The sequence below is a fragment of the Streptomyces sp. NPDC091289 genome (genome assembly GCF_044757365.1).
Lineage (GTDB): Bacteria > Actinomycetota > Actinomycetes > Streptomycetales > Streptomycetaceae > Streptomyces.
Genome location: NZ_JBIVUT010000023.1, coordinates 40,363 through 62,243, shown reverse-complemented (window position 1 = coordinate 62,243; position 21,881 = coordinate 40,363). Strand labels below are relative to the sequence as shown.

Genomic DNA, 21,881 nt, shown 5'->3' with positions numbered 1-21,881 from the left:
CGGAGGGTTACCGTCCGGATGGCCCACCGCGCCCCCGTCGTCCGGTGCGCTCCCCGTGCCTCCGTGCGCCCTGAGCTGCGCTCGCTCTCCTGAGGGCGGCATCACGGTCACTCGGCCCCCGCGAAGGGCGAAGATGCGGGATCATTCCTGCCATGACCGAGGTGTCCTCGCTCACAGGGCGACTGCTCGTGGCCGCACCCGCCCTCACGGACCCGAATTTCGACCGCGCGGTGGTGCTGCTCCTCGACCACGACGAGGAGGGCTCCCTCGGCGTGGTCCTCAACCGCCCGACCCCGGTCGGCGTCGGTGACATCCTCGCGTCCTGGGCCGGCCTGACCGGTGAGCCGGACGTCGTCTTCCAGGGCGGCCCGGTCTCGCTGGACTCCGCGCTCGGCGTGGCGGTGATCCCCGGCGACGAGGGCCCGCTCGGCTGGCGGCGGGTGCACGGGGCGATCGGCCTGGTCGACCTGGAGACCCCGCCGGAGCTGCTCGGCCCTGCCCTCGGCTCGCTGCGGATCTTCGCCGGATACGCGGGCTGGGGCCCCGGTCAACTGGAGGGCGAGCTGAACGAGGGCGCGTGGTTCGTGGTCGAGTCGGAGCCCGGCGACGTCTCGTCCCCGCGCCCCGAGCAGCTCTGGCGGGCGGTGCTCCGCCGCCAGCGCAGCGAGCTCGCGATGATCGCCACGTATCCGGACGACCCTTCGCTCAACTGATGCCCGTCTCTTTCAGTACCCTTGGCGGTTATGAGCACTCTTGAGCCCGATCGCGGGGCAGGTACGGGGACCCTCGTCGAACCGACGCCGCAGGTGTCGAGGGGCGACGGCGACCACGAGCGCTACGCCCATTACGTCCAGAAGGACAAGATCATGGCGAGCGCCCTGGAGGGCACTCCCGTGGTCGCGCTGTGCGGGAAGGTCTGGGTACCGGGGCGCGACCCCAAGAAGTACCCGGTCTGTCCCATGTGCAAGGAGATCTACGAGTCCATGGGCGCCGGCGGCGACAAGGACAAGGGCAAGGGCGGCGGCAAGGACAAGAAGTAGGTCCGCTCCCTCACTTTGCTGTCGGGCCCCCGGGGCGCGCGTTCACCGCGCGCCCCGGGGGCCTTCTCCATGCCAGGCCCCACTGCCCGGCTCCCTCTGCCTGCTCACGGAGGGTGACCGGGGCGTCGCGTTGCACGGGCTGCATCCGCTGGTCACAGAGTGGTCGAGACCACTTGTCGTCTCCGGAACGCGGATCTACTCTCCTGCCAGTTGTGCAGAACGAAACGCACGTTGCACATGATGCAACGCATGACCGGTAGGGGTTCCGGATGAAGCTTTCTGCCCGAATTGCCGCCCCGGCTGCGGCGCTTGTGCTGGCCGGCCTCACCGCCACCGCCTGCGCGCCGCAGACCTCCGACACCAGTGCGAAGGGTGACGAGAAGAGCGGCACACTCCGTGTCTGGCTCTTCCAGGAGGTCGGCAACAAGCCCAAGGAGAAGGTCGTCGACGCGGCCGTCGCCGACTTCGAGAAGGCCCACAAGGGCGCGAAGGTCGAGGTCGAGTACATACCCGTCGACACCCGCGCCCAGCGCATCAAGGCGGCGTTCAACGACCCCAAGAGCGCCCCGGACCTCATCGAGTACGGCAACAGCGACACCGCCGGATACGTCAAGGACGGCGGACTCGCGGACGTGACCGAGGAGTTCGGCGCCTGGGACGAGGCCAAGGACACCGACCCGATCGCCAAGCAGTCCGTCACCGTCGGCGACAAGGTCTACGGCGCCCCCTTCTTCGTCGGCGTCCGGGCCCTCTACTACCGCACCGACGTCTTCAAGGACCTCGGCATCGACGCCCCCAAGTCCCAGGCCGAGCTGATCTCCACCGCCAAGAAGGTCCGCAAGGCCAAGCCCGACCTCTACGGACTCGCCGTCGGCGGCGCGTACACCTACGGCGCGATGCCCTTCATCTGGGCCCACGGCGGCGAACTCGCGGGCGAGAGCGGGGGTGCGTACAAGTCCGGCATCAACAGCGAGAAGGCCCGCAAGGGCATCGAGGCCTACACCTCCCTCTTCGGCGACGACAACTGCCCGGCCGCCAAGTGCGCCTCCATGGGCGGCAACGCCACCGTGACCGCCTTCGCCTCCGGCAAGGCCGCCATGGCCATCGGCGGCGACTTCAGCCACGCGGCCGTCGAGGCGGGCGCGGTCAAGGGCAAGTACGCCGTCGTTCCGCTGCCCGGCATCGCCGAGGGCTCCATCGCCCCCGCCTTCGCGGGCGGCAACAACCTCGGTGTCCTCAAGAGCAGTTCGCACCGCACCCTCGCCGTCGACCTGATGAAGTCGCTGAGCGGCAAGAAGACCCAGGCCCAGATGTTCGACGCGATGGGCTTCCTGCCCACCTACACCGACGTCCTGGACAACGCCGCGAAGAAGCAGCCCTTCGTCGCCCCGTTCGTCCAGACCCTGGGCGCGGGCGCCAAGTTCGTCCCCGCCTCGCCCGCCTGGGGCCAGATCGACGCCTCGCTGGTCCTGCCGAACATGTTCCAGGAGATCGTCTCCGGCCGTAAGGACGTGGCGCGGGCCTCGGACGACGCGGCGAAGAAGATGGACGCGGCCTTCACCGACGCGGGCTGACGATGACCACGCACACCACCGCTCTCAAGGCCCCGGCCACCGGTACGGCCGGGGCGGGCGCCGGCACCCCCGCCGGCCGCCCGCCTCGGCGCGGCCGGTCCGTGTCCCCCAAGGGGCACTCCGGCTGGACCCCCTGGCTCTACCTCCTGCCCGCCCTCGTCCTGCTCGCCGGGCTGCTGGTCTACCCGATCTACCAGCTCGGCCTGATCTCGTTCCTGGAGTACACCCAGGCCCAGGTCAGCGGCGGCGAACCCACCACCTTCCAGGGCTTCGGCAACTACGCGACCCTCTTCAACGACAGCCAGTTCTGGCAGGTCCTCCTCGCCACGGTCCTGTTCGCCGCGGCCTGCGTGGTCTCCACCCTGTTCGTCGGCTGCGCACTCGCCGTCCTGCTCACCCGCATCCGCGCCCTGCCCCGGCTCGCGCTGATGATGGCCGCGCTCGGCGCCTGGGCCACCCCCGCGATCACCGGCTCCACCGTCTGGGTCTTCCTCTTCGACCCCGACTTCGGACCGGTCAACAAGGTGCTGGGGCTCGGCGACTTCTCCTGGACGTACGGCCGCTACAGCGCCTTCGCGCTCGTGCTCCTCGAAGTCCTGTGGTGCTCGTTCCCGTTCGTGATGGTCACCGTGTACGCGGGCATCCGGGCCATCCCCACCGAAGTGCTGGAGGCCGCCTCGCTGGACGGCGCGTCCCAGTGGCGGATCTGGCGCACCATCATGGCGCCGATGCTCAAGCCCATCCTGATCGTCGTCACCATCCAGTCGATCATCTGGGACTTCAAGGTCTTCACCCAGATCTACGTCATGACCAACGGCGGCGGCATCGCCGGCCAGAACCTGGTGCTCAACGTGTACGCGTACCAGAAGGCGTTCGCGTCCTCGCAGTACAGCCTCGGATCGGCGATCGGCGTCGTGATGCTGGTGATCCTGCTGGCCGTCACGCTCGTCTATCTGCGTCTCGTACGCCGCCAGGGGGAGGAACTGTGAGCGCGACGACCGACAGCTCCGTACATGACAGCCCTGTACGCAAGGGCACAGGCGGCGCACGTGGGCTCCTGCGCGTCAAGCGCCCCGGCAGGCTGGCCGCCGAGGCCGCCGCCCTGCTCATCGCCGTGGCCGTCGCCTTCCCGCTCTACTGGATGGTGCTCTCCGCGTTCAAACCGGCCGGGGAGATCCAGTCCACCGACGCCCGCCCCTGGACGCTCGCGCCCTCCCTCGACTCGTTCCGCCGGGTCTTCGAACAGCAGGACTTCGGCCGCTACTTCCTCAACAGCCTGCTGGTGGCGGGCACGGTCGTCATCCTCTCCGCGCTGGTCGCCTTCCTGGCCGCCACCGCCGTGACCCGCTTCCGCTTCAAGTTCCGCACCACGCTGCTGATCATGTTCCTGGTCGCGCAGATGGTGCCGGTGGAGGCGCTGACCATCCCGCTGTTCTTCCTGATGCGGGACTTCGGCCAGCTGAACACGCTCGGCTCGCTGATCCTGCCGCACCTCGCCTTCTCGCTGCCGTTCGCCATCTGGATGCTGCGCGGCTTCGTCAAGGCCGTCCCCGAGGCCCTGGAGGAGGCCGCCTACATCGACGGAGCGAGCCGCACCCGCTTCCTGTGGCAGATCCTCTTCCCGCTGGTCTTCCCCGGCCTGGTCGCGACGAGCGTCTTCTCCTTCATCACCACCTGGAACGACTTCCTGTTCGCGAAGTCGTTCATCATCAGCGACACCTCCCAGTCGACGCTGCCGATGGCGCTGCTGGTCTTCTTCAAACCGGACGAGAACGACTGGGGAGGGATCATGGCAGCCTCGACGGTGATGACCATCCCCGTACTGGTCTTCTTCGTACTCGTACAGCGACGCCTCGTCTCCGGACTGGGCGGAGCGGTTAAGGACTGATGGCATGACACCCGAGGACACGACGGCGCCGGACTCCGTGGACACCGCGGCTCTCGGCCTGATCCCGGCCCCGCGCACCCTGACCCCCGCCCCCTCCGGCCCGTACGCCCTGGACCGCACGACCCCGCTGAGCGCCGCACCGGGCACGGAGGGCGTCGCCCACTGGCTGCGCACCACGCTCGGCGCGGCCACCGGACTGCCCCTGCCGGAGGCCGGCAGCACGGGCACAGGCGCGGGCACGGGCACAGGCACAGGCGCGGGCACAGGCACAGGCGCGGGTGCTGGCAAGCGCGGCATCGTCCTGGCCCTCGACGCCGCGCTCGCCCCCGAGGCCTACCGCCTGGCCGTCGAAGCGGACGCCGTACGCCTCACGGGAGGCAGCGCGGCGGGTGTCTTCCGGGGCGCGCAGACCCTCCGTCAGCTCCTCGGCCCGGACGCCTTCCGACGGACGCCCCTCGCCCCGGGCCGCACCTGGGAGGTCCCGGCGGTCGTCGTCGAGGACGAACCCCGCTTCGGCTGGCGCGGCCTGATGCTCGACGTCTCACGGCACTTCCTGCCCAAGGACGACGTCCTGCGCTACCTGGACCTGCTCGCCGCCCACAAGCTGAACGTCTTCCACTTCCACCTCACCGACGACCAGGGCTGGCGCATCGAGATCAAGCGCTACCCGCGCCTGACCGAGGTCGGCTCCTGGCGCTCGCGCACCAAATACGGCCACCGGGCCTCCGAGCTGTGGGACGAGACGCCGTACGGCGGCTTCTACACCCAGGACGACATCCGCGAGATCGTCGCCTACGCCGCCGAGCGGCATATCCGGGTCGTCCCCGAGATCGACATCCCGGGCCACTCGCAGGCCGCGATCAGCGCATACCCCGAACTGGGCAACACCGACGTCATCGACACCACCACCCTCTCCGTCTGGGACACCTGGGGCGTCAATCCGAACGTACTCGCCCCCACTGACAACACCCTGCGCTTCTTCGAAGGCGTCCTGGAGGAGGTCCTGGAGCTTTTCCCCGCCGCGACCTCGCCCTTCGTCCACATGGGGGGCGACGAGTGCCCCAAGGACCAGTGGAAGGAGTCCCCGCTCGCCCAGGCCCGGATCGCCGAACTCGGCGTGAAGGACGAGGACGGGCTCCAGTCCTGGTTCATCCGGCACTTCGACGCCTGGCTCGCCGCCCGCGGCCGCCGCCTCATCGGCTGGGACGAGATCCTCGAAGGCGGCCTCGCCGAAGGGGCCGCGGTCTCCTCCTGGCGCGGTTACGCCGGAGGCATCGCGGCCGCCGAGGCCGGGCACGACGTGGTCATGTGCCCCGAGCAGCAGGTGTATCTGGACCACCGTCAGGACGGCGGCCCCGACGAGCCGATGCCCATCGGATACGTCAGGACCCTGGAGGACGTCTACCGCTTCGAGCCCGTCCCGCCGGGCCTGAGCGAGGAGGCGGCCCGTCACATCCTGGGCGCCCAGGCCAACGTGTGGACCGAGGTCATGCAGAACCGGTCCCGCGTCGACTACCAGGTCTTCCCCCGCCTCGCCGCCTTCGCCGAGGTCGCCTGGTCCGCCCTGCCCGCCCCGGCGGACCGGGACTTCGCCGCCTTCGACGCCCGGATGAGGGCCCACTACGCCCGGCTCGACGCCCTCGGCGTCGACTACCGCCCGCCGGCCGGCCCGTACCCCCGGCAGCAGCGCCCCGGCATCCTCGGCCGCCCGCTGGACGGAGTGCCGCCGGTGGTGTGACCCGCGCACCGGCCCGTCGGCCGCAGCCGTCCTCCGGGGAGCCCTCCGGGACCGCTGCGGCCGACGCGCGTCCGGGGCCAACAACCCCGCCGACGTACGCCGGAGCGAGGACGTGAACGGCGGGAAGCGAGGGCACGAACCGCATAAGTCGTACAAGCCTCGCTGAAGAGTGGCAATTCACCCTCCCCGCCGAAGAAGTGCGAAACCGGAACATCCCGCAGGTCAGGGACGGATCCACCCTTCGCGGACCCTCGCGCCGGTCCGATCGGAAGATGTGCCAGAGTTGCCACGTCCGGGCTGTGAACACGTACCGTACGGCGGAACAGGCGGGACAGCCGGGAGACCGGGAAGGGGCAGCTGGGTTGACCACGCACGCACCGCAGGCGATGCAGTCGGTGACGCTGCCGGCCTCGTTGGACGAGGCCGTGGCGGCACTCGGCGCCATGCCCGCAGCCGTTCCGGTTGCCGGGGGCACGGACCTGATGGCAGCCGTCAACAAGGGGCTTCTGCGCCCCTCCGGGCTGGTCGGCCTCGGCCGGATCAGCGAGCTGCGCGGCTGGCACTACCAGGACGGTCACGCGCTGCTCGGCGCCGGACTCACCCACGCCCGCATGGGCCGCCCCGACTTCGCCGCCCTCATCCCCGCCCTCGCCGCCTCCGCCCGCGCCGCGGGACCGCCCCAGATCCGCAACGCCGGCACCCTCGGCGGCAACATCGTCACGTCCGCGCCCACCGGCGACGCCTTGCCGGTGCTGGCCGCGCTGGAGGCCGAGCTCGTCATCGCGGGCCCCGGCGGCTCCCGCCGCGAGATCCCCGTTTCCCACCTGCTGGCCGGCCGTGAACTGCTGGAGCCCGCGGAGCTGATCGGCTTCGTCCGCGTACCGCTGCTGCACGCCCCGCAGGTGTTCCTGAAGGCCACCGGACGCACCGGCCCGGGCCGCGCCACCGCCTCGGTCGCCATCGTCCTGGACCCGGCCCGGCGCGGCGTGCGCTGCGCGGTCGGAGCCATCGCCCCGATGCCGCTGCGCCCGCTGGAGGCGGAGCGCTGGATCGCCTCGCTGATCGACTGGGACGCCGAGCGGGGCCTGGCCCCCGACGCGCTGGCCGCCTTCGGCGAGTACGTCGCCGCGGCCTGTATCCCGGACCACGCACCACCGGCCGACGGCTCGGAGACCCCGCCGCTGTCCCCGGCCGTCCTGCACCTGCGGCGCACCGTCGCCGCGCTCGCCCGACGCGCGCTGGGGAGGGCACTGTCGTGAGCAATGAGGAAGCCGCCAACCAGCACGGGCAGCACGGACAGCAGGGACACGGACAGCAGGGACAGGAGCACTCCGGGGGCCCGGACCCCCGTTACGGCGGCTGGGAGCCGACGCCGCAGGGCGACGGCTACGACGCCGACGCCACCGCGTTCGTCCAGCTCCCGCCGGAGGACCTGGCGAACATCCCACTGGCCGCGCCCGGCCAGGGGTACGTCCCCCCGATGATCCTGCCGCTGACCCCGGCCGCCGGCCTGGACCCGGCGGCGACGGGCAGCTGGGTGGTCCAGACGCAGACCCAGCAGGCACAGGCGGAGCAGCGCGCCCAGGAGGCCGCCGCCGCGCAGGAGTCCGCCGCCCACGGGAACGGCGCGGTCCACTGGCCGGACCCGAACCAGCAGGGCGGCCAGGGCGGGCAGGGCGGGCAGGCCGGATACCAGGGCCCCTACCAGGACACGTCGCACTCCACGGCCCAGTGGAACTTCACCGAGGCCTTCGGCGATGCGCCGACGGCTCGGGAGCAGGGCATCCAGGAAGCGGCTGGTCCGGACCCACTCCAGGCGGCCGGGGCCGCCGACCACTCCGGTCACACGGACCACTCTGGTCACACGGACCATCCCGGTCACGCGGGCCACACCGGCCAGTGGACGATCCCGGTGGCGGACGGGGATCTCCCGGACGAATCGGGCGAGTTCCTGGCCTCGACGCACACCCCGCAGTGGTACGCGGAGAGCGCCCGCCCGGCCACGCTGCCCGGCGGCGCCCCCGCCCCCTGGGCCACACCGGAGCCGGAGCCGGAGCAGACAGCGGAGACGGCTGGTGCAGCGGCCGACACCGCCCCGTCCACCGACGGCTTGCCCACCGAAGAACCGGGCACGGCACCCGAGACGGCACTTGACGAGGCACAAGAGCACGCTCCCGAGGCCGAGGCCGAGGCCGAGGCCGAGGCCGCCGCCGACGCAACGTCGGACGCAACGTCGGACACAGCCCCGGACGCACTCCCCGAAGCACCCCCGGAAGCCGACCTCACCCCGGCCCCCGCCCCCGACGCGGCTCCCGCCCCCGACGCCGACGCTGACGGGGCCCCCGCCCCCGCCCTCCTCGACGCCCCGAGCGAGCACCCCTCCGCGTCCTACCTGCTCCATGTGAACGGCGTGGACCGCCCGGTCAGCGACGCCTGGATCGGCGAGTCCCTGCTCTACGTGCTCCGCGAGCGCCTCGGCCTCGCCGGGGCCAAGGACGGCTGCTCGCAGGGCGAGTGCGGCGCCTGCAACGTCCAGGTCGACGGCCGCCTTGTTGCCTCCTGCCTGGTCCCCGCGGCCACGGCGGCGGGCAGCGAGGTGCGTACGGTCGAGGGCCTGGCCGTCGACGGCGAACCGTCCGACGTCCAGCGCGCCCTGTCCGCGTGCGGAGCCGTCCAGTGCGGCTTCTGCATCCCCGGCATGGCGATGACCGTCCACGACCTGCTGGAGGGCAACCACGCCCCCAGCGAGTTGGAGACCCGCCAGGCCCTCTGCGGGAACCTCTGCCGCTGTTCCGGTTACCGGGGCGTGCTCGACGCGGTCGCGGACGTCGTCGCGGCCCGCGAGGCGAGCGCCGAGGCGGCCACGGCGGTCCAGGACGAGGCGCGCATCCCGCACCAGGCCGAGCCGGGCGCCGGCGGCGTACAGCAGGGCCCCCACCCGCACGAGGGAGAGGCGCTGTGAGGCACGCCCACGGCCCCGCCGTACACCAGCAGCACCACGCGAACAACAAGGAGGCGGCGTGAGCAGCGACGCAGCCACCGCGGCCAACGCGACCAGCACCGGCCTGCCCAGGATGGACACCGTCGGCGGCGGCCCGGGAGCGGGTTCCGGCCCGGATGAGGAGCAGCCCCTGCTGGGCCTCGGCGCCTCGCTGCCGGCCGCCGACGCGCGGGCGAAGACCGAGGGCACCTTCCCGTACGCCGCCGACCTCTGGGCCGAGGGCCTGCTGTGGGCGGCCGTGCTGCGCTCCCCGCACCCGCACGCGCGGATCCTGTCGATCGACACGTCGGGGGCCGAGGAAATGCCCGGGGTGCGGGCGGTCGTCACGCACGAGGACGTGCCGGGGGACAGCAACTACGGCCGCCACGTCGTGGACCGCCCGGTGTTCGCCTCGGACCTGGTCCGCCACCACGGCGAGCCGATCGCCGCGGTCGCCGCCGACCACCCGGACACCGCACGGCTGGCCGCCGCCGCCATCGCCGTACGGTACGAGGTGCTGGAGCCGGTCACGGACCCGGAGAAGGCGTTCGCGGCGGAGCCCCTGCACCCCGACGGCAACCTGATCCGGCACATCCCGCTGCGCTACGGCGACGCGGAGGCGACGGGCGAGGTCGTCGTCGAGGGCCTGTACCGCATCGGCCGCCAGGACCCGGCCCCGATCGGCGCGGAGGCCGGCCTCGCCGTGCCGAGGCCCGACGGGGGCGTCGAGATCTACACCGCCTCCACCGACCCGCACACCGACCGCGACCTGATCGCCGCCTGCTTCGGCCTGGAGGCGGACCGGGTCAAGGTCGTCGTGACCGGGGTGCCCGGCGCGACCGGCGACCGCGAGGACCCGGGCTTCCAGATCCCGCTGGGCCTGCTCGCGCTGCGCACCGGCTGCCCGGTGAAGCTGGCCGCGAGCCGCGAGGAGTCCTTCCTCGGCCACACCCACCGCCACCCCACCCTCCTGCGCTACCGCCACCACGCGGACGCGGAGGGCCGGCTGGTCAAGGTGGAGGCCCAGATCCTGCTGGACGCGGGCGCGTATGCGGACGCCTCCTCCGAATCCCTGGCCGCCGCGGTGGCCTTCGCCTGCGGCCCGTACGTCGTCCCGCACGCCTTCATCGAGGGCTGGGCGGTCCGCACGAACAACCCGCCCTCCGGTCACGTACGCGGCGAGGGCGCGATGCAGGTCTGCGCGGCGTACGAGGGCCAGATGGACAAACTGGCCGCGAAGCTGGGCATCGACCCGGCCGAACTACGCCTGCGCAACACCCTGTCGACGGGCGACATCCTCCCCACGGGCCAGACGGTGACCTGCCCGGCCCCCGTGGCCGAACTGCTCCGCTCGGTCCGCGACTACCCCCTCCCCGCCCTCCCCAAGGACGCCCCGGAGGACGACTGGCTGCTGCCGGGCGGCCCCGAGGGCGCGGGGGAGCCCGGGGCGGTGCGCCGGGGCGTGGGCTACGGCCTGGGCATGGTGCACATGCTGGGCGCCGAGGGCACGGACGAGGTCTCCACGGCCACGGTCAGGGTCCACGACGGCGTGGCCACCGTCATTTGCGCGGCGGTCGAAACAGGCCAGGGCTTCACGACCCTGGCCCGCCAGATCGTCCAGGAGACCCTGGGCGTCGAGGAGGTCCACGTAGCGGCGGTGGACACCGACCAGCCCCCGGCGGGCCCGGCGACGCACGGCCGCCACACCTGGGTGTCGGGCGGGGCGGTGGAACGGGCAGCGAAGATGGTCCGCACCCAACTCCTCCAGCCGCTGGCGCACAAGTTCGGCATGTCCACGGAGCTGCTCCAGATCGCCGACGGCAAGATCACCTCGTACGACGGCGTGCTCTCCACGACGGTCATGGAGGCCCTGGACGGCAAGGAACTCTGGGCCACCGCCCAGTGCCGCCCGCACCCCACGGAACCACTGGACGAATCGGGCCAGGGCGATGCGTTCGTCGGCCTGGCGTTCTGCGCGGTACGGGCGGTGGTGGACGTCGACATCGAGCTCGGCTCGGTCCGCGTGGTCGAAATGGCGGTCGCCCAGGACGTGGGCAGGGTCCTCAACCCCGCCCAACTGGCCATCCGTATCGAGGCAGGCATCACCCAGGGCATCGGCGCGGCCCTCACGGAGAACCTCCGCACCGCGAGAGGCCTGATCCGCCACCCCGACCTGACCGGCTACGCCCTCCCGACCTCCCTGGACGCCCCCGACATCCGCATCGTGAAACTGGTCGAGGAACGCGACGTGGTGGCCCCCTTCGGCGCGAAACCGGCCTCGGCGGTCCCGGTCGTCACGGCCCCCGCGGCGGTGGCCTCGGCGGTCCGCTCCGCAACGGGCCGCCCGGTGAACCGACTCCCCATCAGGCCGCAGGCGGCAGTCGCAACACCCAAGCCCTGACTGGCTCGTTACCGCCGTCGGGACGGTGTGATGCGCATTGCACGTGCAATCAAAGGGTGCGAGCTGTCACAGATGCTGGCTACAGTGATCCTCGAAGCTGTGCCAGCAGGACAACGGGGAGGGTGTTGTGGCAACGGGAGAAGGCTCTGAAGGGGCCGGCTCCTCCGGGGGGCTCTTCGGGGGATTCATCGGGGGTGCCGTAGCCGCGGCGCAAAGCGCGGTAACAGAGCTTTACACCGAGCTGGAGTCCTTCACCAAGTTCCGTGACCGCATCGACGAGATCCTGGTGGACCTGAAGAAGTCGCCGGCGGACGCCAAGAAGCTGGGCGAGATCTCCATCAAGGACAGCCAGTTCGGCGACGTGGCGTGGCCGGAGGCGAAGGGCATGTTCGCCTCGTACGAGAAGGTCGTAGGCGAACTCGAGACCTTGTCGAAGCTGCTCTCGGACTCCATCGAGGGCATGAGCATCGCGGTCCTGGCGTCGCACCAGGGTTACGACAACATGGACGAGGACATCCGCGCCCGGATGCTCGCCATCAAGAAGGGCGCGGAGAAGCACTATCCCGGTGAGTACAACCCGGTTCCGGGCGAGGACAAGCAGAGCGGAAGCGGCGACAAGACGCCGCCGACGCCGCAGCCTTCGACGACCGATGACACCGGGGGCGCCTGATGTTGGTCGGGACGGCGTGGCGATCAGCGGGACGAACGGGGGAGTGAGATGGGTTCGACATCGTTCGAGGGCATGTCGCACAAGCAGATGATCGCGTGGCTGGATCAGGCCAACAGTGCGGCTGTTCAGGGTGTGGCCGATCGTCTGTCGAGTGCGGCGAGTGAGATCGCGAAGATCGGCGAAGAGCTGAAGGTTCGCCCGCAGATGGTGAAGTGGAAGGGCGACGGAGCGGAGTCGTTCCGCACGTGGAGTGCGGATCTGGCCAACTCCACGCTGCGCCTGGGCGAGTTCAGCCGGGACGCGTCGAAGCGTCTGGGGGAAACGGCTACGGCGATCGCTCAGGCGAAGGCGGCGATTCCGCGTCCTACGGGGGATCCGGAGGCGAGCCTGAAGGCTGCGGAGTCGGCACGGAATGATCCGGATTCCGCGGGGTTGATCCAGAAGCTGAACGGGGAGCGGGAGGCTGCGGCGGCGGAGATGCGGAAGCTCTCCCAGGCGTACAGCCATTCGGTGGCGCAGCTCAACAGGCTGAAACGGCCCACGTTTCCGCCGCCGCCGCAGGGCATTTCGCCGGATGCCAGGTCGAGGCGGGTAGATGCGAATGGCAATATCTCCGACGGTACGCCGACCGGGAGTGCTGCAGGTTCCGCACACAGTGCGGTCGGCAGCGCATCGACGCCTGGAGGCTATCGAGAAGCGACAGGCGCGGATGCGCCCCCACTCCCGCACGCGAGCGCTACTGCACCGGTAGTAGGTGCGGTACAGGCGCCAGTGGACATGGAGATCGATAGCGTTGCGACGCTGCCGCCACCACCGTCGAATCCGGTTGTGGGCCCGGCCGTGAATTCCGGCGCCAGCAAGCCCGATGGGTTTCTCACGACGCCTACTGTTCCGCCACCTGCTGTCGGGGGCGGGCCTACCTTGCGGCCGCCGACGAATGCCGGGGGCAGGACGACGGGCGTGCCCCGTCCTCCCATGGCTTTGGGCACAGGTCCACTCGCTCCACCGGCCCGAGACAGTGGAATCACCGGGGGTCGCTCTGTGGCACAGACTCCAGGGCGTTCACCAGGAGGTTTGCCACGCGGCACAGTGATCGGAGGGGAAGGCACTCACGCCGGCCGCGGAATGATGGGGCACGGTGCCGGTGCTGGCACGGGAGGCGCCGGGGGCGGTAGCCGGAGCGGGATCATCGGCGGCCGCCAACTGGCGAGGGAATCCGGCGGCATGGTGGGCGGTCGTCCGCCGCAGCCGCTGGGAAGCGCAACCGGCCGCCCGTTCACACCTGGGGGCACGGGGCTTGTACGAGGGGCCGGAGCGGGCGACGGCAGCCGTGGTGGAATTGGCCAGATGGGCCGTGGAGCGACTCCGCAGCGATCTGAGGATCCCCGACGCGATGCGAGCGAGCGGCCGGACTATCTCGTCGAGGACGAGGACACCTGGCAGCAGGGCAGCCGACGGGTTGTCCCGCCGGTGATCGACTGAGCAGCAAGAATCCAGAAAAAGGGAATGGAATGCGTGCCAACAGTGCAGTTGTTGCCCGGCGTGGGGCCATCCTGTCCGCCGTTGTGGCACTGCTCTTGGTGGGAGTCACCCCCGCATACGCTGATTCCGTTCGTTCCCGCCAGTGGCATCTGGATGTGATGCGTGCCGAGCAGATGTGGGAGACCAGCACCGGTGAGAACGTTACTGTTGCGGTGATCGATTCAGGCGTGGACGCTTCAGTGCCTGATCTTCAGGGGCGCGTCCTCAAGGGGAAAGATCTGGCGACAGATTCTCCAGGAGACGAGCGTACGGACTATGGCAATCATGGGACCGGGATCGCTGGTCTCATTGCTGGAACCGGTAACGTCGGCGGCAGGGGCGGTGCCTTTGGGCTGGCTCCGGGATCCAAAATTCTCCCGATCCGAGTCAGGGATAGCGAGGGTAAAGTAAACGGGGCGACAGGGGATAGATATTTCAACGATGACGTGTCGGCGGCAATTCGCTTTGCTATCGATCAGGGCGCCAAGGTCATCAATATTTCTCTCGGTAAGAACGTCGGATCGCAACGGTTGACAGATTCTGTTAATTACGCCCTGGATAAAGGGTCGCTGATCTTCGCGGCTGCGGGAAACAGCGGAGATGAGGAAAACTCGGTCGAGTATCCTGCCGGGACGCCGGGTGTTGTCGGAGTGGGGTCCGTCGGAAAAGATCTTCGAAGGGCCAAGTCATCTCAGTATGGACCGCAGGTTGATCTCGCAGCGCCGGGCGTGGACACCATCCACGCGTGTTCTGAAGGAACCCGGTTGTGTAAGAGCAGCGGTACTAGCGACGCGACAGCTCTCGCCTCCGCTTCCGCGGCCCTGATCTGGTCCAAGCATCCGGACTGGACGAACAATCAGGTCCTGCGGGTCATGCTGAATACGGCGGGCGGTCCTGTTAGTGGGAAGAAGCGGTCCGACGGGATCGGTTACGGGATTGTTCGTCCGCGTATTGCGCTGAAGACGCCGGGGGATCCCGGGCCGGCTGATGTGTATCCGCTTCCGGATCTTGCCGCTGCGGCGTCCGAGGCGCCGTCGCCGCAGCCGTCCAAGGCCGGGGGCAGTTCTGGCCAGAGCGAGGAGCCGGTCGTCGCGGCGGCGGACGAGGGCGGCAACACCGTTCTCTGGCTCGGCCTGGGGATTGGCGGGGCAGTTCTGGTCGGTGGCGTCGCGACTGCGGCAGTGCTCCGTTCTCGTCGGCGAGAGGTTGTTGCCGGACAGGCTCCACCGGTGGGCTCGCAGCAGCCATATCCGAACCAGCCGCCGTACTCTCCTTACGGTCCACCGCCGAACAGCTCCTACCCCGACGATCCCTACGGAGCCCCTCCGGGCCGAGGCCCCGGCTCTGTTGGCTGAAAGGTGCGCCGGGCCTGTGCGCGGCGCGATGCCAAGTGATGGGATGAGCGGTACTGGCGGGACGGGGCTGCAACGCGCTGCCGTTTCGTGCCATGCATCCCACGCCGCAGCCTTCGACGACCGATGACACCGGGGGCGCCTGATGTTGGTCGGGACGGTGTGGCGATCAGTGGGACGAACGGGGGAGTGAGATGGGTTCGACATCGTTCGAGGGCATGTCGCACAAGCAGATGATCGCGTGGCTGGATCAGGCCAACAGTGCGGCTGTTCAGGGTGTGGCCGATCGTCTGTCGAGTGCGGCGAGTGAGATCGCGAAGATCGGCGAAGAGCTGAAGGTTCGCCCGCAGATGGTGAAGTGGAAGGGCGACGGGGCGGAGTCGTTCCGCACGTGGAGTGCGGATCTGGCGAACTCCACGCTGCGTTTGGGCGAGTTCAGCCGGGACGCGTCGAAGCGCCTGGGTGAAACGGCTACGGCGATCGCTCAGGCGAAGGCGGCGATTCCGCGTCCTAAGGGGGATCCGGAGGCGAGCCTGAAGGCTGCGGAGTCGGCACGGAATGATCCGGATTCCGCGGGGTTGATCCAGAAGCTGAACGGGGAGCGGGAGGCTGCGGCGGCGGAGATGCGGAAGCTCTCCCAGACGTACAGCCATTCGGTGGCGCAGCTCAACAGGCTGAAGCGACCGACGTTTCCGCCTCCGCCGCAGGGCATTGCACCGCCCTCTGAGCAGAGCAGGGACGGTGGCCGATACCGGGATATTGGAGGAGTGACGGGAGCTGCCCCTTCCGGAACCGGGTTTGTGCAGAGCGATACGACTCGCCTGGAGCAGCCTTCCGCGCGCTCGGTCTCAGCCGCTACGACTGTGCCGCCGCCGACTACCCCAGTCGCTCGGCCTGTTGACATGGAGATCGACAGCGTTGCAACCCTTCCCGAAACCGCTGTGGCGCCTCCTTCCAATTCCGCACCTGGTCCGTCCCATGCGGGGAGGCCGGATGGGCTACCGCCCTCAATGGCGGGTGGCTTCCCTCCGGTCGGAGGAAGCAAGTCGCTTGCGCAGCTGCCGACGACAGCGGCAGGGAGAACAACAGGCGCGCTGCGCCCCGGTGTACCTGGCGTCGGACCAGTCGGGTCGACGAACGGATCGACGGCAGTTGGCCGACCAACAGGCCCTGGTGGGGTGGTTGGAGGCAAGCCCGTTCCACAGTCCGCGGGTCGGCCGGCGGTCGGACTGCCGCAGGGGACTGTGATCGGCGGCGAGGGCAACCATGCCGGTCGCGCACCGATGATGCACGGGTCAGGCGCGGGAGGCGGTGCCGGCCAGAGCGGGATCGTCGGTGGTCGGCGATTGGCGAGCGAAAGCGGTGGGGTGGTGGGTGGACGCCCTCAGCAGGCCAGTCAAACCGGTGGCGCACGCCCGTTTACACCTGGCGGTACGGGGCTTGTGCGAGGCGCGCCCGAAGGGGCCCGAAGCGCTGGAGCACTGGGGCGTGGAAGCTCTGGTACCGCCCCTAGGGCTGGGGAGCGGCGTCGCGAAGAGGGCGGAACGAGGCCGGACTACCTTACTGAGGACGAGAGAACCTGGCAGCAGGGAAGCCGACGGATTGTTCCCCCGGTCATCGACTGATTAGTTCGCAACGGCAGAGGAAGCAGATGGGCGTGAGTAGCGACAGCAGGGTACGTATGGTCAGTCACACGATTGTGCAGGCCGTCGCGCTCACTCTCCTGGTCTTCGGAATTTCGATCGCACCTGCCTTTGCGGACTCCGCGCGCTCTGAGCAGTGGCACCTTGACGTGATGAGAGCGGAATCGATGTGGAAGGTGAGCACTGGTGCTGGCGTAACGGTCGCGGTGATCGACTCAGGAGTGGATTCTTCGCACCCAGACCTGGATGGGCGAGTCCTTGACGGATTGAACCTAGAGGCTGATGCCAAGGGGAATGAGCACGCCGACTACAATGGTCACGGCACCGGGATGGCCGGAATTATTGCGGGAACGGGAAAGGCCAGAGGTGGGAACGGGGCGTTTGGTCTCGCTCCCGGCGTTAAGATCCTGCCCGTCCGTGTGCCAGATTCCATGGGTGCGGCGAATCAAGCATCCTCCGAAAGCGATTTCCATAAGGAAGTTCCTTCCGCTATTCGCTACGCGGTCAAGAATGGGGCCAAGGTCATCAATATTTCTCTGGGCGTTTCTACGGGGTCCCGGGGATTGGATGATGCCGTAAAATATGCTCTCGATGAAGGTGCGCTGATTTTCGCTTCGGCGGGGAACAGTGGAGATGGCGCCAATCGAGTTGAATATCCGGCCGGCACCCCTGGAGTCGTGGGAGTAGGGGCTGTCGACGAGAATCTACGGCGGACCAAGGAGTCGCAATATGGTCCACAAGTGGACTTGGCGGCGCCGGGGGAAAAGATCATTCATGCGTGTGGAGGGGGCACCGGCCTGTGTGAGTCGCACGGCACCAGTGACGCCACAGCTCTCGCATCTGCTTCCGCCGCCCTGATCTGGTCCAAGCATCCGGGCTGGACGAACCATCAGGTCCTGCGGGTCATGCTGAATACTGCGGGCGGTCCCGTCAGCGGCAAGGATCGGTCCGACGGGATTGGCTACGGGATCGTTCGTCCGCGTATTGCGCTTAAGACGCCGGGGGATCCCGGGCCGGCCGATGTGTACCCGCTTCCGGATCTCGCCGCAGCGGCGTCAGAAACGCCGTCCCCGCAGCCGTCCAAGGCTGGGGGCGGTTCTGGTCAGAGCGAGGAGCCGCCTGTCGCGGCGGCGGACGAGGGCGGCAACACCGTTCTCTGGCTCGGTCTTAGTGTCGGCGCGGCCGTCATAGTGGGCGGCGTCGTGACAGCAGCGGTGCTGCGTTCTCGTCGGCGAGAGGCTGTTGCCGCACAGGCTCCGCCGACAAGCCAGCAGCTGCCGTATCCGCACCAACAGCATCCCCAGCCGCCGTACTCTCCCTACGGTCCACCGCCAAACAGCTCTTACCCAGACGCTCCCTACGGAGCCCCTCCCGGCCAAGGTCCCGGCTCGGTCGGCTGAAGGGTGCACCAGGCCTGTGCGCGGCGGCGTTAAGTCAAGTGTTGGGATGAGCAGTGCTGGCGGGAAGCGCAGGTGCTAGGGGGCTGCAACGAGCCGCCGTTTCCTGTCAGGACGAAGAAAAGTGTGGAGAAGCGCTGTCGGCAAAATGATGCCGCCGGCGCCCCGGTCTTCGACGACTGATGACAGGGATCCAGGCGCGTAGTGCCACCAGTTATCGACTGACCAACACCTGGTAAGGGAAACGCATGCCCATCGGCAGTCAGCGAAAAGTGCATACCCACGCCGTTCTCGTATCGGTTTTCGGACTGCTGGTGGGTACCGCCACACCGGCTCATGCGGATTCCATGAGGTCGATGCAGTGGCACCTCGATGCCATGAAGGCAGAAGAGATGTGGGCCATGAGTACCGGGGTGGGTGTCACGGTCGCGGTGATTGATACCGGCGTCGATGACTCTGTCCCTGACCTGCAAGGCCGTGTCCTCAGGGGCAAGGACCTAGCCTTGAGTGCCTCGGGAGACGAGCACACCGATCCGGACGGTCACGGTACCCGGATGGCCGCATTGATCGCTGGAACAGGCAAGGGGGACGGGGGAGGTGGGGCATTCGGGCTGGCGCCGGGCGCGAAGATCCTACCGATTCGAATGACCCCTGGAGAGAAGCTGAATACCCAGGCAGACGGACTGAGAGAATTCAATAGGTCTGTGCCGGAAGGAATTCGGTACGCTGCCGATTCTGGCGCGAAGGTTATCAATATCTCTCAGGCTGTTGAGGAGGGTTCGCGGAACCTCGACGAGGCCGTGAAGTACGCCCTGGGTAAGGGGTCTCTTATCTTTGCTGGCGTCGGGAACGATGCGGAAAAGGGAAACAAGACCATGTACCCGGCATCCACTCCAGGTGTGGTGGGCGTCGGCGCGATTGGTAGAGACCTCAAGAAGGCCGATTTCTCTCACTACGGACCTCAGGTGGATCTGTCCGCTCCGGGCGAAGACATGATTCAGGCCTGTACTGGTGAGACCGGTTTCTGCAAGTCTTACGGCACCAGTGCCTCCACCGCCATCGCTTCCGCCTCTGCCGCCCTGATCTGGTCCAAGTACCCGAACTGGACGAACAACCAGGTCCTTCGGGTCATGCTCGATACGGCTGGTGGCCCGACCAGCGGCGCCAAGCGCAACGACTACGTCGGCTACGGTGCAGTGCGTCCGGGGGCGGCGTTGACGAAGCCCGGCGATCCCGGTCCGGCCGATGAGTATCCTCTCCCGGACCTGGCCGAGGCGGAGGCCGCAGCGAAGGAGAAGCCCTCCGCAGAGCCGTCCAAGGCTGCTGATGGCCCGGCAAGGCCTCTAGACCCTGCGACGGCCGCCTCGGGTGACGACGACGGTGGTGACACAGGTCTTTGGGTCGGTCTCGGTGCCGGGGCAGTGGCCTTGGCGGGTGTCGCGTGTGCACTGGTGGTCACCCGGCGCCGGCGCGCTGCGACCGCTGCCGCGACCGTCCCTCAGGCCTATCAACAGCCGTATCCACACCAGCAGCACCCTCAACCGCTGCATTCTCTCTACGGCTCACCGCCGAACAACCCGTACTCCGATGCGCCCTACGGACCTCCGCCCGGCCAAGGTCCGGGGCCCGTCGGCTGAAAGGGCGCACCGGTCTTCGCGCGGGGGCGCGGTAGGAGGCTACGGGTTCCGCAACGCGCTCGTGTTTCGTACAGGGGTGAAATGCGAGGCCTGATCACGTACAGCTGAGGACGAAGAGATTCTGCAGCAGACCGCCTGACGTGTCGTGCCACCGGTGATTGTCTGAGCAGCAAGAATCCAGAAAAGGGACTGGAATGCGTTCCAGTAGTGCAGTCGTTGCCCGGCGTGGGGCTATTCTGTCCGCTGCAGTAGCACTGCTCTTGGTGGGCGCTATCCCTGCACAAGCTGATTCTGTTCGTTCCCGTCAGTGGCATCTGGATGTGATGCGCGCCGGGCAGATGTCGGAGATCAGCACAGGCGCGAACGTCACTGTTGCGGTGATCGATTCAGGCATGGATACATCATTACCTGATCTTCAGGGTCGCGTCCTCAAGGGGAAAGATCTGGCGACAGATTCTCCGGGGGACGAGCTTACAGACTACGACAATCATGGGACCGGGATCGCTGGTCTCATTGCTGGAACCGGTAATGCCGGCGGCAGGGGTGGTGCCTTCGGTCTGGCTCCGGGATCTAAAATTCTCCCGATCCGCGTCAAGGATAGCGAGGGTAAAGTCAATGGGGCGACAGGGGATAGATATTTCAACGATGACGTGTCGGCGGCAATTCGCTTTTCTGTCGATCAGGGCACCAAGGTCATCAATATTTCTCTCGGTAATAACATTGGATCGCAACGGTTGACAGATTCTGTTAGTTACGCCCTGGATAAAGGGTCGCTGATCTTCGCGGCTGCGGGAAACAGTGGAGATGAGGAAAACTCGATCGAGTATCCTGCCGGGACGCCGGGTGTTGTCGGAGTGGGGTCCGTCGGAAAGGACCTTCGAAGGGCCAAGTCCTCTCAGTACGGACCGCAGGTTGATCTCGCAGCGCCGGGCGTGGACACCATCCACGCGTGTTCTGAAGGAACCCAGTTGTGTAAGAGCAGCGGTACTAGCGACGCGACAGCTCTCGCCTCCGCTTCCGCAGCCTTGATCTGGTCCAAGTATCCGAACTGGGCGAACCATCAGGTCTTGCGGGTCATGCTGAATACTGCGGGCAGTCCTGTCAGTGGCAAGGATCGGTCCGACGGGATTGGTTACGGGATCGTTCGTCCGCGTATTGCGCTGAAGACGCCGGGGGATCCCGGGCCGGCCGATGTGTATCCGCTTCCGGATCTTGCTGCTGCGGCGTCCGAGGCGCCTTCGCCGCAGCCGTCCAAGGCTGGGGGCGGTTCTGATCAGAGTGAGAAGCCTGCCGTAGCGGCGGCGGACGAAGGTAGCAACACCGTTCTCTGGCTCGGCCTGGGAATCGGCGGGGCAGTTCTGGTTGGTGGCGTCGCGACTGCGGTAGTGCTCCGTTCTCGTCGGCGAGAGGTTGTTGCCGGACAGGCTCCACCGGTGGGTGCGCAGCAGCCGTATCCGAACCAGCCGCCGTACTCTCCTTACGGTCCACCGCCGATCAGCTCCTACCCCGACGCTCCCTACGGAGCCCCTCCCGGCCAAGGTCCCGGCTCCATCGGCTGAAGAGTGCACCAGGCCTGGGCGCGGCGCGATGCCAAGTGATTCAGGTGCGAGACGCTGTGCTCTACCTGTGTCGGCGCTGCGGTCAGCGCCCGGTTGGCCGTCTCCTCGACGGGAGGCTCCACGGCACCTCACGTCCCAGTCCTGCAGTCTCGTCTGCACCGGTGCCTCAGGGCAGCTACGGGCCGTCACCGCCGAGTGTCCCGCTCCGGTGCGCTCTACGAAGCTCCACCGGGGCAAGGATCCGGCTCTACCGGCTGAGTGTGTGGCAAGCCGTAAGTTGAGCTGTTCCGCGGCGGGCCGCGCGATGGCGGAATTCGAACCTATCTATTTGGCTGAAAAAAAGCCTTTTGGCTGCATGAGTGCAGCTTCTGCAAGTAGTGCCCGATCTTCCTGGGGTCCAGGGCAGGAATGCCTTGCGGGTGGTAGTCGGCGGGGAATCGTGATGCTCGCAGGGAGGTAGGGAAGTCGCGAGCAAGGGCGG

Annotated in this window: 16 protein-coding genes; 15 read left to right on the top strand and 1 reads right to left on the bottom strand. The window is 68.3% G+C overall.

What is annotated here, in order from left to right:
• The first annotated feature begins 152 nt into the window (after nt 1–152).
• The 10 genes from ACIQPT_RS28240 to ACIQPT_RS28195 all read left to right on the top strand — a co-directional run bounded on the left by ACIQPT_RS28240 (nt 153) and on the right by ACIQPT_RS28195 (nt 12,291).
• Entirely contained in the window at nt 153–713 is a 561-nt protein-coding gene (locus tag ACIQPT_RS28240; protein ID WP_401159818.1) for a YqgE/AlgH family protein, read from the top strand.
• Nucleotides 714–743: 30 nt separating this feature from the next.
• Entirely contained in the window at nt 744–1,040 is a 297-nt protein-coding gene (locus ACIQPT_RS28235) for a DUF3039 domain-containing protein (RefSeq protein ID WP_006124925.1), read from the top strand.
• Nucleotides 1,041–1,309: 269 nt separating this feature from the next.
• Nucleotides 1,310–2,614, top strand: coding sequence for an extracellular solute-binding protein (locus ACIQPT_RS28230; protein WP_401159816.1), 1,305 nt, complete (start codon nt 1,310–1,312; stop codon nt 2,612–2,614).
• A gap of 2 nt (nt 2,615–2,616) precedes the next feature.
• Nucleotides 2,617–3,603 carry a carbohydrate ABC transporter permease gene (locus ACIQPT_RS28225; RefSeq protein WP_401159815.1) on the top strand — a complete coding sequence of 329 codons (987 nt, stop codon included), beginning with the start codon at nt 2,617–2,619 and terminating at the stop codon, nt 3,601–3,603.
• The gene (locus ACIQPT_RS28220; protein WP_401159813.1) at nt 3,600–4,502 is read left to right on the top strand and encodes a carbohydrate ABC transporter permease; all 903 of its coding nucleotides are present in this window, start codon (nt 3,600–3,602) and stop codon (nt 4,500–4,502) included. The genes ACIQPT_RS28225 and ACIQPT_RS28220 overlap by 4 nt, the downstream gene beginning before the upstream one ends.
• A 4-nt stretch (nt 4,503–4,506) precedes the next feature.
• Complete coding sequence (locus ACIQPT_RS28215) at nt 4,507–6,240, top strand: beta-N-acetylhexosaminidase (protein WP_401159811.1); 1,734 nt, start codon at nt 4,507–4,509, stop codon at nt 6,238–6,240.
• A 362-nt stretch (nt 6,241–6,602) separates the two neighbouring features.
• Nucleotides 6,603–7,499, top strand: a complete 897-nt coding sequence (locus ACIQPT_RS28210; RefSeq protein ID WP_401159809.1) for an FAD binding domain-containing protein — start codon at nt 6,603–6,605, stop codon at nt 7,497–7,499.
• Nucleotides 7,496–9,202, top strand: a complete 1,707-nt coding sequence (locus tag ACIQPT_RS28205) for a 2Fe-2S iron-sulfur cluster-binding protein (protein WP_401159808.1) — start codon at nt 7,496–7,498, stop codon at nt 9,200–9,202. Before ACIQPT_RS28210 ends, ACIQPT_RS28205 begins: the two co-directional genes overlap by 4 nt.
• Before the next feature lie 58 nt (nt 9,203–9,260).
• On the top strand, nt 9,261–11,621 hold the full coding sequence (locus ACIQPT_RS28200) for a xanthine dehydrogenase family protein molybdopterin-binding subunit (RefSeq protein WP_401159807.1): 2,361 nt from the start codon (nt 9,261–9,263) through the stop codon (nt 11,619–11,621).
• Between the two features lie 127 nt (nt 11,622–11,748).
• Nucleotides 11,749–12,291, top strand: coding sequence for a hypothetical protein (locus ACIQPT_RS28195; protein ID WP_401159805.1), 543 nt, complete (start codon nt 11,749–11,751; stop codon nt 12,289–12,291).
• Between the two features lie 338 nt (nt 12,292–12,629).
• Here the strand turns inward: ACIQPT_RS28195 and ACIQPT_RS28190 are convergent, their stop codons facing one another.
• Complete coding sequence (locus ACIQPT_RS28190) at nt 12,630–12,899, bottom strand: hypothetical protein (RefSeq protein WP_401159803.1); 270 nt, start codon at nt 12,897–12,899, stop codon at nt 12,630–12,632.
• A gap of 739 nt (nt 12,900–13,638) precedes the next feature.
• On the opposite strand from ACIQPT_RS28190, the gene ACIQPT_RS28185 reads away from it, so the two are divergent.
• From ACIQPT_RS28185 to mycP (ACIQPT_RS28165), 5 genes are all read left to right on the top strand, one after another.
• Nucleotides 13,639–13,773 (top strand): hypothetical protein, encoded by a 135-nt coding sequence (locus ACIQPT_RS28185; RefSeq protein WP_401159801.1) that lies wholly within the window; start codon nt 13,639–13,641, stop codon nt 13,771–13,773.
• A 29-nt stretch (nt 13,774–13,802) separates the two neighbouring features.
• Nucleotides 13,803–15,167, top strand: a complete 1,365-nt coding sequence (gene mycP, locus ACIQPT_RS28180; RefSeq protein WP_401159799.1) for a type VII secretion-associated serine protease mycosin — start codon at nt 13,803–13,805, stop codon at nt 15,165–15,167.
• A gap of 1,648 nt (nt 15,168–16,815) precedes the next feature.
• Nucleotides 16,816–18,207 carry a type VII secretion-associated serine protease mycosin gene (gene mycP / locus ACIQPT_RS28175; RefSeq protein WP_401159797.1) on the top strand — a complete coding sequence of 464 codons (1,392 nt, stop codon included), beginning with the start codon at nt 16,816–16,818 and terminating at the stop codon, nt 18,205–18,207.
• Between the two features lie 245 nt (nt 18,208–18,452).
• A complete protein-coding gene (gene mycP, locus ACIQPT_RS28170) occupies nt 18,453–19,841 on the top strand; it encodes a type VII secretion-associated serine protease mycosin (protein WP_401159795.1) in 1,389 nt (462 codons plus the stop codon).
• A 263-nt stretch (nt 19,842–20,104) separates the two neighbouring features.
• Nucleotides 20,105–21,400, top strand: coding sequence for a type VII secretion-associated serine protease mycosin (mycP, locus tag ACIQPT_RS28165; RefSeq protein WP_401159794.1), 1,296 nt, complete (start codon nt 20,105–20,107; stop codon nt 21,398–21,400).
• Nucleotides 21,401–21,881 lie beyond the last annotated feature (481 nt).